Source organism: Streptomyces sp., from assembly GCF_035644915.1.
Taxonomy (GTDB): Bacteria; Actinomycetota; Actinomycetes; order Streptomycetales; family Streptomycetaceae; genus Streptomyces.
In genome coordinates, this window is the sequence record NZ_DASQNP010000101.1 from 1 (window position 1) to 11,583 (window position 11,583).

Below are 11,583 nucleotides of genomic sequence, written 5' to 3' on the forward strand. Positions count from 1 at the left end.
CTCCCCGGCCCAGCCCGCCGCGGGCACCCGGGGCCAGGCCAGGGGCCGGGGCGCGGGCGGCGCGGCCCCGCACCGGCGCGGCCGGGCGGCCCCCCGGCGCCCCAGCGGCCGCGAGCGCCACGACGAGAAGATCACGGTCTACGTCTCCGCCGAGGAGCTGATGGACCTCGAACACGCCCGGCTGGTGCTCCGCGGCGAGCACGGCCTGGCCGTGGACCGCGGCCGGATCGTCCGCGAGGCGGTCGCCGTGGTCCTCGCCGACCTGGAGTCGCGCGGCGACGCGAGCATCCTGGTACGCCGCCTGCGCGGTCGCTGACCCGCCGGGCGGTAGCCTGCCCGCGATGCCGACCGCCGACGCCCCCGTGCCGAACCCCCGGCCCTCCCGCCGCCCTCTGGGCCGGGGGCCGGGGACGGCACCGGACGCCCCGGCCCCGCCCCCCGGGCCCGCACCGGAGCCCGCGCCCGAGTCCGGCACCCAGGCTCCGGCGGAGGCGGAGAAGACCCCGGACTCCGCCACCGGCACTGGGACTGGCACCGGCGCCGGGAGCGGGGAGACGGCGGGCGAGCCGGACGACGGCCGCTTCAAGGTCGTCCTGGACAACTTCGAGGGGCCCTTCGACCTCCTCCTCCAGCTCATCGCCAAGCACAAGCTGGACGTCACCGAGGTGGCCCTGTCGAAGGTCACCGACGAGTTCATGGCCCACATCCGCGCCATGGGCCCGGACTGGGACCTCGACCAGGCCACCGAGTTCCTGGTCGTCGCCGCCACCCTGCTCGACCTCAAGGCCGCGCGGCTGCTGCCCGCCGCCGAGGTGGAGGACGAGGCCGACCTCGCCCTGCTGGAGGCGCGCGACCTGCTCTTCGCCCGGCTGCTGCAGTACCGCGCGTACAAGCAGGTCGCCGCCATCCTCGGCGACCGCATGGCCGCCGAGGCCCGCTGCCACCCCCGTACGGTGGGGCTGGAGCCGCACCACGCCGAGCTGCTGCCCGAGGTCGTCATCGGCATCGGCCCCGAGGGCCTCGCCCGGCTGGCGGTGAAGGCGATGCAGCCCAGACCGGAACCGCAGGTGTACGTCGACCACATCCACGCCCCGCTGGTCAGCGTGCGCGAGCAGGCCGGGATCGTGGTGGCGCTGCTGCGGGAGAGGGGCGAGGCCACCTTCGCGGAACTCGCCGAGGACGCGCCCGACACCCTCACCGTCGTCGCCCGCTTCCTGGCGCTGCTGGAGTTGTACCGGGAGCGGGCGGTCGTCCTCGACCAGGAGGAGGCCCTGGGTACGCTCACCGTGCGCTGGAGCGGCGGGGAGGACACCCGGCCGCTGGTCACCGACGAGTTCGACGCGGGGGACCGCAGGGGGAACGGCGACGGGAAGGACGGCCAGGAGTGAACGCGGACCCGGACAAGGCTCCGGACAAGACCCCGGACACGGGCCGGGACACGGGCCCGGCCCCGGAGGAGGGCGCCGGCACGGACCGCGGGACGGCGCGGCGACGGAAGGGACCGGCGGAGCCGGAGCGGCCCCGTCCGCCCGCCGGCGCCTCCACCGTGGCCGAACTGGACCTCAAGCCCGCCCTGGAGGCGGTCCTGATGGTCGTCGACGAGCCGGTCACCGAGGAGCACCTCGCCAAGGTCCTCCAGCGCCCCCGCCGCGCGGTCGCCGTGGCGCTGCGCGAGCTGTCCGAGGAGTACACCCGGCAGGGCCGCGGCTTCGACCTGCGGCCGGTCGCGGGCGGCTGGCGGTTCTACACCCGTCCCGAGTACGCCGACGCGGTCGAGGGCTTCGTCCTGGACGGCCAGCAGGCCCGGCTCACCCAGGCCGCCCTGGAGACCCTGGCCGTGGTCGCGTACCGCCAGCCGGTCAGCCGCTCCCGGGTCTCGGCCGTGCGTGGCGTGAACTGCGACGGGGTCATGCGCACCCTCCTCCAGCGCGGTCTGATCGAGGAGGCGGGCACGGAACCCGAGACAGGTGCGATCCTGTACAGGACGACGAACTACTTCCTGGAACGGATGGGCCTGCGCGGCCTGGACGAACTTCCGGAGCTGGCGCCCTTCCTCCCCGAGGCGGACGCGGTCGAGGCCGAGAGCCAGGAGGGCGTGCCGTCGTTCGACGTGGACGACGGCGGCGGCGCCCCCACGTAGAGACAGCCCGACGTAGAGACAGTTAGACGGAAACTTGATGCGAAGCAGCGGCAGGAACAGCAACCGGAACTACCGGGGCGCGGGCAACAGCCGCGACGACAGGCAGAGGCGCGCGGGTCGTCCCCGCCCCGAGGAGCGCCGTTACGACGTGGGCACCGGAGGGAAGCCCGGCAAGCCCAAGGGACCGGGGAACAACCCCAAGACAGGTGCCAAGACGGGTGCCAAGGGCGGCGGACGCAAGCAGCGGTCCGCTCCGGCGCGTCCCCGCGAGTACGAGGCCCAGTTGGAGGAGCGCAACCGCGCCCGGCACAGCAAGCCGCCGGTCAAGCTGCCCAAGACCTTCGGCGAGCCCGAGGGCGAGCGGCTGCAGAAGGTCCTGGCCCGTGCCGGAATGGGCTCGCGCCGCGCCTGCGAGGAGCTGGTCGACCAGCGCCGCGTGGAGGTCAACGGCAGGATCGTCACCGAGCAGGGCCTGCGCGTGGACCCGGAGAAGGACGAGATCAAGGTCGACGGCCTGACGATCGCCACGCAGTCGTACCTGTTCTTCGCGCTCAACAAGCCCGTCGGCGTCGTCTCCTCCATGGAGGACCCGGAGGGCCGCCCGTGCCTGGGCGACTACGTCCAGAACCGCGAGACCCGGCTGTTCCACGTCGGCCGCCTGGACACCGAGACCGAGGGCCTGATCCTGCTCACCAACCACGGTGAGCTGGCCCACCGGCTCACCCACCCCCGCTACGGCGTCCGCAAGACCTACCTCGCCGCCATCCAGGGGCCCATCCCGCGCGACCTGGGCAAGCGGCTCAAGGAGGGCGTGAAGCTGGAGGACGGCTACGCCCGCGCCGACCACTTCAAGGTCGTGGAGAACACCGGCAAGAACTACCTCGTCGAGGTCTCCCTCCACGAGGGCCGCAAGCACATCGTGCGCCGCATGCTGGCGGAGGCCGGCTTCCCGGTCGACAAGCTGGTCCGCACCCGCTTCGGCCCCATCGCCCTGGGCGACCAGAAGTCCGGCTGGCTGCGCCGCCTGACCAACACCGAGGTCGGCATGCTGATGAAGGAGGTCGGCCTCTAGGCCGCCGTCCGTACCGGCCCCGGCCCGGAAAATCCCTGGCCGGGGCCGTCGGCCGCCCGCCAGGATGGGCGGCGTGACCGACTCGAGCACCGCAGGCCTCCCCGGCCTGCGTCCCGTCCTGGCCGGGGAGCGCCACCCCCTGGTCTTCGCGACCGTCTCCGGGGCGCACCTGTACGGCTTCCCCTCCCGCGACTCCGACATCGACCTGCGCGGGGTCCACCTGCTGCCCGTGGAGGACCTGATCGGGCTGCGGGAGGGAGAGGAGACATGCTCACGGATGTGGGACCGCGACGGCACCGAGATGGACCTGGTCACCCACGACCTGCGCAAGTTCGCCCGGCTGATGCTCCGCCGCAACGGCTACGTCCTGGAGCAGCTCCTCTCCCCGCTGGTGGTCCACACCACCGAAGCGCACGCCGAACTGGCCGCCCTCGCCCCGTCCGTGCTGACCCGGCACCACGCCCACCACTACCGGGGCTTCGCCGGCACCCAGTGGCGGCTGTACGGGAGGACGGGGGAGCTCAAGCCGCTGCTGTACACCTTCCGGGCGCTGCTCACCGGCATCCACCTGATGCGCACCGGCGAGGTGTGCGCCCACCTGCCCACCCTCCTCGGCGCGGTGGACGAGGCGCCCTCCTACCTCCCCGAGCTGATCGAGGCCAAGGCGGAGGCGGAGCACGGCCCCGTCCCCGGCGGGCCGGACGCCGGGCGCGTGCGCGAGGACGTCGAGGCCCTGCACGCCGTACTGGCGGACGCCCGGGACGCCTCCCGGCTCCCCGACGAGCCCTCCGGCCGCGACGCCCTCCACGACCTGGTCGTCAGGGTGCGGAAGGCCGCGGATCGGTACAGCTAGGTACGGCCGGGCCAATCGAGTACGGCTGGGTCGGTACAGCTCAGGTGCGGGCGCGGCGGGTGCGGACCAGGAAGTCCTCCACCCGCGCGCGGTCCGGCCCGGCGGGCAGCGGGGTGCGGGCGGCGGCCTCGTCCACCTCGTCGCGCAGGCGGCGCAGCCGGGAGACGACCTCGGACCAGGGCACCTCCCCGCGCCTGACCGCCAGCAGCCGCTCCCGGTGGGCGCCGACGTCGAGGACCAGCTCCCCGGTGCGCAGCAGGTCGCGGCAGGAGAGCAGCAGCCGCAGCAGGTGCATCGCCTGCTTCCAGCGCACCTCGCCGTGCTCCCGCAGGTGCGTCTCCAGCCTGCGCCGCTGCCCCTCGGCGTACTTCACGAAGGTGCGGTGCGCCTCCCGGGACAGGAAGGCGCCGCGCAGCGCGAGGAGTTCCCGGCCCGTGGCGTCGGCGTACTCGACGAGGGGGGAGTGCAGGCACTCCAGGACGGTGGGGTTGGCCCGCAGCGCCAGCTCGCAGAAGCGCTCCAGCTCCCAGGAGAACTGCTCCTCGGCGGGGCCGTCCACGTGCGCCGGGGGCTTGTCCAGGCGCCAGAACAGCGGCGTCGGGGCGGCGTACACGCCGCGCCGGTCGGTGTCGCTGTCCCGGGTCGCCAGCCCGAAGGCGCGCGAGCCCATGACACAGGCGTAGACGGTGTGGTCGCGCACCAGGTCGTGCGGGGTGACGGGCGTCGCGGGCACGGACGGCACGGGAGAGGACACGGCCGCGATTGTGGCACGCCCCCGCGACACGGCCGCCCGTCTCGCAGGGCGGGCGGTGGACACGGACGGGGCGGTGCGCCCCTACCCTGGTCGGGACGGCAGTACGGCCGCGCGGGGCAGCGCGGCCGCGGAAGCACAGGGAGCGAGCAAGGTGACGGTACGAGCGGTGCGGGGCGCCGTCCAACTGGACCGGGACGAGGCCGAGCACATGGACGAGCGGGTGGCGGAGCTGCTCACCGCCATCCTGGAGCGCAACTCCCTGACCGCCGACGACCTGATCAGCGTCTGGTTCACCGCCACCCCCGACCTGCACAGCGACTTCCCGGCCGCCGCCGCCCGCAAGCTCGGCATCGTGGACGTGCCGCTGATCTGCGCCCAGGAGCTGGACGTCACCGGCGCCATGCCGCGCGTGGTCCGCGTCCTCGCCCACGTCGAGACCGAACTGACCAAGGCCGAGATCACCCACGTCTACCTGGGTGCCGCCGCCGCTCTGCGCAAGGACATCGCCCAGTGAGGACAGCGCTCGTCATCGGCACCGGACTCATCGGCACGTCCGTCGCGCTGGCCCTGGCCGGGCGCGGGGTGCGGGTGCACCTGGAGGACCGCGACGCCGACCGGCTCCGCACCGCCGCCGCGCTGGGGGCCGGGAGCGAGCAGCCCCCCGAGGAACCGGTGGACCTCGCCGTCGTGGCCGTGCCGCCCGCGCACATCCCCGCCGCCGTCGCCGACGCGCAGCGCCGGAAGGCGGCCCGGGGCTACATCGACGTCGGCAGCGTCAAGGGGGGACCGCGCCGGGAGGTCGAGGCGCTGGGGTGCGACATGACCGCCTACCTGGGCACCCACCCGATGTCCGGACGGGAGGTCTCCGGCCCGCTGGCCGCCACCGCCGACCTCTTCGAGGGGCGCCCCTGGGTGCTCACCCCGACCGCCGTCACCGACACCGAGGTGCTCAACCTCGCGCTGGAGCTCATCGCGCTGTGCCGGGCCGTCCCCGTGGTGATGGACGCCGACGCCCACGACCGGGCCGTCGCCCTGGTCTCGCACACCCCTCAACTGGTGTCCAGCCTGGTGGCGGCCCGGCTGGAGTCCGCCGACGAGACGGCCGTGCGGCTGTGCGGCCAGGGCATCCGCGACGTGACCCGGATCGCCGCCTCCGACCCGGGCATGTGGATCGACATCCTGTCCGCCAATCCCGGACCCGTGGCCGACGTCCTCGCCGCCGTGGCGGACGACCTGGAGGAGACCGTACGGGCGCTGCGCGCCCTGCAGTCCGCCGACGAGGCCAAGCGCGCCGACGGGGCGGCCGGGATCGAGGACGTGCTGCGCCGCGGCAACAACGGCCGGGCCCGGGTGCCGGGCAAGCACGGGCAGGCCCCGGCCGTCTACGAGACCGTGGCCGTGCTCATCAGCGACCGCCCCGGCGAGCTGGCCCGCATCTTCGCCGACGCCGGGCGGGCCGGGGTCAACATCGAGGACGTGCGGATCGAGCACGCCACCGGCCAGCAGGCGGGCCACGTCCAGCTCATGGTCGAGCCCAGCGCGGCCCCCGTCCTGTCGGCGGCGCTGCGCGAGCGGGGCTGGGCCATCCGGCCGCAGTAGGGGGTCCGCACCACCGGTAGCCTGGTGGCGGGGTGGGACGACCGCGGCAGCGGCCCCGCCACCAGCGTCCCGCGCTTCCCACCGACCGCGCTCCGAGCAGTTCGAGAAGTACGAGAAAGGTGCCCCACACCGTGGCAGCAACCTCCCGGCAGGCGGCCTCCGTGTCCCCGGACGCCCCGGCCCCCGTCATCGTCGCCATCGACGGCCCCTCCGGCACGGGCAAGTCCAGCACCTCCCGTGCCGTGGCGGCGAAGCTCGGCCTGAGCTACCTGGACACCGGCGCGCAGTACCGCGCGATCACCTGGTGGATGCTCAGCCACGGCATCGACGTGCGGGACGCCGCGGCCGTGGCCGCCGCCGCGGACCGGCCCGAGATCGTCTCCGGCACCGACCCGGCCGACCCCGGCATCACCGTGGACGGCGCGGACGCCTCCGGCCCGATCCGCACCCAGGAGGTCACCGCCGCGGTCAGCGCGGTCAGCGCGGTGCCCGAGGTGCGCGCCCGGATCACCGAACTCCAGCGCGCCATCGCCGCCGGCGCGCCGACCGGCATCGTCGTCGAGGGCCGGGACATCGGCACCACCGTCCTGCCCGACGCCGACCTGAAGATCTTCCTCACCGCCTCGCCCGAGGCCCGCGCCGCCCGCCGTGGCAACGAGCTCAAGAGCCAGGGCGGCGGGCAGGTCGACCTGGACGCGACCCGCGAGGCGCTGCTCAAGCGGGACGCCGCCGACGCCGGCCGCAAGACCTCCCCGCTGCGGAAGGCGGACGACGCCATCGAGGTGGACACCACCGACCTGACCCTGGAGCAGGTCGTCGAGTGCGTGGTCACCCTGATCGAAGAGAAGCAGCAGGCCAGGTGACGGGTCCGGTGAGCGGAACGGGCGCCCCGCCCGGCGCGCGCGGCGCCGCGGTCGGCCGCCGCATCGGCACCGTCGTGGTGCGGGGGTTGTGGCGCCCCCGGGTGCTCGGCGCCTGGCGGGTCCCGGCCACCGGGCCGCTCATCCTCGCCGTCAACCACGCGCACATCGTGGACGGCCCGGTGCTGATGGGAGTCGCCCCGCGGCCGGTCCACTTCCTGATCAAGAAAGAGGCGTTCACCGGTCCGCTCGACCCGTTCCTGCGCGGCATCGGCCAGGTCGGGGTGGACCGGGACACCGCCGACCGCACCGCGATCACCCGGGCGCTGGGCGTGCTGGAGCGGGGCGGCGTGCTGGGAATCTTCCCCGAGGGCACCCGGGGCGAGGGCGACTTCGCCTCGCTGCGCTCGGGCCTGGCCTACTTCGCCCTGCGCTCGGGGGCGCCCGTCGTCCCGGTCGCGGTGCTGGGGACCACCGGGGCCCGGGGACGCGCGATACGCGCCCTGCCGCCGCTGCGCAGCCGGATCGACGTCGTGTTCGGCGAGCCGTTCACGGCGGGCGACGGCAGCGGCAGACGGACCAGGGCGGCGCTGGACGAGGCGACCGTACGCATCCGGAAGCGGCTGACGGCCCACCTGGCCGACGCCCGGCACGCCACCGGACGCGGTTAGGCGACACTGGACCCCTGCGCGGCCGCGCCGCCCGTCCGGGCACCGGCCACGGGCACCGCGCACGGAATCCGCGCAGGCCATCCGCACAAGGCCCCGGCACGGGGCACGAACACCACGAACACGAGGACAGGACTTCATGAACGAGCAGACCCACGTCGGCGACGAGCACGGGCACGGTGAGCTCGGCGACGCCGAGTACGCGGAGTTCATGGAGCTCGCCGCGCAGGAGGGGTTCGAGGCCGAGGACGTCGAAGGGGCGCTCGGTGAGGCCGGACACGGCCCGCTGCCCGTCCTCGCCGTCGTCGGCCGCCCGAATGTCGGCAAGTCGACTCTGGTCAACCGCATCATCGGCCGCCGCGAGGCCGTCGTGGAGGACCGCCCGGGCGTCACCCGGGACCGGGTCACCTACGAGGCCGAGTGGGCCGGCCGCCGCTTCAAGGTGGTGGACACCGGCGGCTGGGAACAGGACGTCCTCGGCATCGACGCCTCCGTGGCGGCCCAGGCGGAATTCGCGATCGAGGCCGCCGACGCGGTGGTCCTCGTCGTGGACGCCACCGTCGGGGCGACCGACACCGACGAGGCCGTGGTGAAGCTGCTGCGCAGGACGGGCAAGCCCGTGGTGCTGTGCGCCAACAAGGTGGACGGCCCCTCCACCGAGGCCGACGCCGCGATGCTGTGGTCGCTCGGCCTCGGCGAGCCGTACCCGGTCTCCGCGCTCCACGGCCGGGGCACCGGCGACCTGCTGGACGCGGTGCTCAAGGTGATGCCCGAGGCACCGCCGCAGACCTTCGGCACCGCGATCGGCGGCCCGCGCCGGGTGGCGCTGATCGGCCGCCCGAACGTCGGCAAGTCGTCCCTGCTGAACAAGATCGCGGGGGAGGACCGGGTGGTCGTCAACGAAATGGCGGGCACCACCCGCGACCCGGTCGACGAACTGGTCGAACTCGGCGGCAAGACCTGGAAGTTCGTGGACACCGCCGGCATCCGGCGCCGGGTCCACCTGACGGAGGGCGCGGACTACTACGCCTCGCTGCGGACGGCCGCCGCCCTGGAGAAGGCCGAGGTCGCGGTCGTCCTCATCGACGTCAGCGAACCGATCAGCGTGCAGGACACCCGCATCGTCTCGATGGCGGTCGACGCCGGACGCGCGCTGGTCATCGCCTACAACAAGTGGGACACCCTCGACGAGGAGCGCCGCTACTACCTGGAGCGCGAGATCGAGACCGACCTGGGACAGGTGCGGTGGGCGCCCCGGGTGAACGTCTCGGCCCGCACCGGGCGCCACGTGGAGAAGCTGGTGCCGGCGATCGAGACCGCCCTGGCCGGGTGGGAGACCCGCGTGCCGACCGCCCGGCTGAACGCCTTCCTCGGCGAGCTGGTCGCCGCCCACCCCCACCCGATCCGCGGCGGCAAGCAGCCCCGGATCCTCTTCGGGACCCAGGCGGGCACCCGCCCGCCGCGCTTCGTCCTGTTCGCCTCCGGCTTCCTGGAGGCCGGGTACCGCCGCTTCATCGAACGGCGGCTGCGCGAGGAGTTCGGTTTCGAGGGGACGCCGATCCACATCTCGGTGCGGGTGCGCGAGAAGCGCGGGCGCAACAAGAAGTAGCACGAGCGGCAGGGAGCGGGGGAGGGGCGGCCGGCCGGGGAACGGTCCGGTACGGCCGCCCGCCGTCCCCGTGACGCGAGCCGTGCCCCGGCGGGCGGGGGCACGGGATCACCGGTCGTAGGAGTGGCCGTCCCGCGGAGCGGGCGGCAGGACGGCGGGGAGGAGGCCGCCGGCCCGCCGCCCGCCGTCCCAGTGGGCCGTTCCGGTGCCGAAGCCCGTGAACCGCAGCTCCTCCTCGCCGGTCCGGTCCCCGGGCAGGGCCCGGAACAGACGCCGGTACTCGGCGTACAGCGAGTCGTAGATCGGGGTGGCCGAGTGGCTCGTCATGGGCTCGTGGGGGGAGCGCATCCCCGGGATCTGGCCGCGGTTGAGGTGCGCGTTGTGGGTGCGGGAAGGTTCGTAAGGCTGCACATCAGTGCCAACGATCACGCCGCCCGGCGGATGCGGGCCCGGGCGGGGGAAACGGAGGCGGACGGCGCTCAGGTGCCCGCCAGCGGCATGGCGGCGGCCACCAGGACACCGCTCGCGGCGGCCTTCTCCAGCGCGTCGCGGAGCAGGTCCTCGCGCGGCTGCTGGCCGATGGCGCCGACCGGGGCGGCGTAGACGAAGACGGTGCGGGTCCTGTTGGCCGCCGTCCGCCAGTCGTCGGTGACCGGCAGCGGCTGGTGAGCCTGCCACCAGGAGGTCGGCTGCCCGCCCGCGATGCCCGGCTGGAGGATGGCGTGGAGCCGGCCCGTGGCGAGCAGCACGGACCAGCCGGTGACCGGGAAGGGCGCCCGGGCGACGTCGTTGACGGGCATGAAGCCCTGCTCGATCAGCAGCGGCAGGAAGTCGTCCCCGGGCCCGTCGGAACCGGGCCGGGCGATCGGCGCGGTGGGCTCGACGACGAGGGCCGGATGGAGCTGGTCGTCGACGAGCACCTGACCGCAGGTCACCCCCAGGACGGCCGGGCGGGAGGCGGTGACGGGCCCGGGGCCGGCGGGGGGCTCGACCGCTGCCCCGAGCGCCCCCCCGAACGCCTCCGAGGACTCGGACGCGTGGGCCGGGGCGCCGGGCCGGTCGGCGGTGATGGTGCGCACGGCGTCCTGGAGCTGCTCCTCGGAGACCGGGACGACCTGGGACGGAATGCAGCTCGCGTGGGCGAAGGCGAGCACGGCCGTCTCCTCGCCGACGAAGAGCACCGTGCTGGTGCGTTCCTGTTCGGTGTTGCCGGGAGCCCGGCAGGAGGTGCAGTCGTAGCTGCCGGGGGCGCTCTCACCGGCGAGCAGCCGGGCGGCTTCCTCGTCGCCGATCTCGGCGCGGACGTCGTCGCTGACATCGAGCATGGGGGACACGGGTGAACTCCTGGCGTTCGGTTCTGGTTCACCTGCACAACGGGCCACCGGGGGCCGCGGTCACGCGCCGGGGGGAGCCGGGTCGCGCCGGGGGGTGCGCACGGCGGAGTGCGCGCCGCCTTGTCCCCCCACCCATCGGAAGGCGCGGAACCGCCCGGGGGCGGCGGCGCGGAACCGGACGCGGACCGGTCCGCCGACCGGGTGGGGACCGCGCCCGCACGGGCGCGGTTGCGGCGGTCGCGCGGTCCCGCCCGCCTAGCGTGGAGCGGTGTCGCACCTGCGCTTCCACCCCCGGGCCGGTCCCGCCGCCCCCGCCGCCCCGCCGTCCGCCGCACTCCCGGCCCCGGCCGGTGCGGCGCGCCGGCCCGGGGGACGCGGTACCGTCCGACGACGCCGTCGGAGCGCCCGGCACCGGCGGGCCGGAGGACACGGAGGCGGCCGAGAGGGAGATCCGCGAGAACCGGGGGACGCCCCTCAGCCTGGAGACGTCCCCCGACCAGAGGGCCCGCGCACCGCGGGGCGGCCGGCGGCACCGTCCGCCGGCCGCCCCGCGACGACGCCGGCCACGCACTGACCCATAAGGCGCGCACACCGCCCCGTCCGGGCCCGCCCGCCCCGCCGTCCGCCGGGACGGGGAGCGGACGGACCCGCGCGGAACGGCGTGCGCGCCGGCGAAGAAGAGCGGAGACGCGCC

12 protein-coding genes and 1 pseudogene are annotated in these 11,583 nt (G+C 74.9%); 10 read left to right on the forward strand and 3 right to left on the reverse strand.

The features are described 5' to 3' along the window. The 5 genes and pseudogenes from VE546_RS11905 to VE546_RS11925 form a co-directional block, all read left to right on the forward strand. Positions 1 to 316, forward strand: a pseudogene (locus tag VE546_RS11905) (hypothetical protein); the annotation flags it as partial. Positions 317 to 341: 25 nt separating this feature from the next. Next, positions 342 to 1,388 (forward strand): segregation and condensation protein A, encoded by a 1,047-nt coding sequence (locus tag VE546_RS11910; protein ID WP_324921427.1) that lies wholly within the window; start codon positions 342 to 344, stop codon positions 1,386 to 1,388. A gap of 158 nt (positions 1,389 to 1,546) precedes the next feature. Further along, positions 1,547 to 2,140, forward strand: a complete 594-nt coding sequence (gene scpB, locus VE546_RS11915; protein WP_324921446.1) for an SMC-Scp complex subunit ScpB — start codon at positions 1,547 to 1,549, stop codon at positions 2,138 to 2,140. Positions 2,141 to 2,177: 37 nt separating this feature from the next. Continuing rightward, a complete protein-coding gene (locus VE546_RS11920) occupies positions 2,178 to 3,212 on the forward strand; it encodes a pseudouridine synthase (protein WP_324921430.1) in 1,035 nt (344 codons plus the stop codon). A 73-nt stretch (positions 3,213 to 3,285) separates the two neighbouring features. Then, entirely contained in the window at positions 3,286 to 4,065 is a 780-nt protein-coding gene (locus VE546_RS11925; protein WP_324921432.1) for a nucleotidyltransferase domain-containing protein, read from the forward strand. Between the two features lie 40 nt (positions 4,066 to 4,105). Here VE546_RS11925 and VE546_RS11930 read toward each other — a convergent pair whose 3' ends face one another. Next, on the reverse strand, positions 4,106 to 4,819 hold the full coding sequence (locus tag VE546_RS11930; RefSeq protein ID WP_324921433.1) for a nucleotidyltransferase domain-containing protein: 714 nt from the start codon (positions 4,817 to 4,819) through the stop codon (positions 4,106 to 4,108). 151 nt (positions 4,820 to 4,970) lie between these two features. Between VE546_RS11930 and aroH the strand changes: the two genes are divergently transcribed. The 5 genes from aroH (at position 4,971) to der (ending at position 9,555) form a co-directional block, all read left to right on the forward strand. Next, complete coding sequence (gene aroH / locus VE546_RS11935) at positions 4,971 to 5,333, forward strand: chorismate mutase (RefSeq protein ID WP_324921435.1); 363 nt, start codon at positions 4,971 to 4,973, stop codon at positions 5,331 to 5,333. After that, a complete protein-coding gene (locus VE546_RS11940; RefSeq protein WP_324921437.1) occupies positions 5,330 to 6,418 on the forward strand; it encodes a prephenate dehydrogenase in 1,089 nt (362 codons plus the stop codon). The genes aroH and VE546_RS11940 overlap by 4 nt, the downstream gene beginning before the upstream one ends. Before the next feature lie 131 nt (positions 6,419 to 6,549). Then, on the forward strand, positions 6,550 to 7,281 hold the full coding sequence (gene cmk / locus VE546_RS11945; RefSeq protein WP_324921439.1) for a (d)CMP kinase: 732 nt from the start codon (positions 6,550 to 6,552) through the stop codon (positions 7,279 to 7,281). Between the two features lie 8 nt (positions 7,282 to 7,289). Further along, positions 7,290 to 7,949 (forward strand): lysophospholipid acyltransferase family protein, encoded by a 660-nt coding sequence (locus VE546_RS11950; RefSeq protein WP_324921441.1) that lies wholly within the window; start codon positions 7,290 to 7,292, stop codon positions 7,947 to 7,949. A 136-nt stretch (positions 7,950 to 8,085) separates the two neighbouring features. Continuing rightward, positions 8,086 to 9,555 carry a ribosome biogenesis GTPase Der gene (gene der / locus VE546_RS11955; RefSeq protein ID WP_324921442.1) on the forward strand — a complete coding sequence of 490 codons (1,470 nt, stop codon included), beginning with the start codon at positions 8,086 to 8,088 and terminating at the stop codon, positions 9,553 to 9,555. Positions 9,556 to 9,663: 108 nt separating this feature from the next. On the opposite strand, the gene VE546_RS11960 is transcribed toward der, so the two are convergent. Together VE546_RS11960 and VE546_RS11965 are read right to left on the reverse strand one after the other, a co-directional pair. Next, a complete protein-coding gene (locus tag VE546_RS11960; RefSeq protein ID WP_324921444.1) occupies positions 9,664 to 9,966 on the reverse strand; it encodes a hypothetical protein in 303 nt (100 codons plus the stop codon). Positions 9,967 to 10,034: 68 nt separating this feature from the next. After that, entirely contained in the window at positions 10,035 to 10,880 is an 846-nt protein-coding gene (locus VE546_RS11965) for a hypothetical protein (protein WP_324921448.1), read from the reverse strand. Positions 10,881 to 11,583 lie beyond the last annotated feature (703 nt).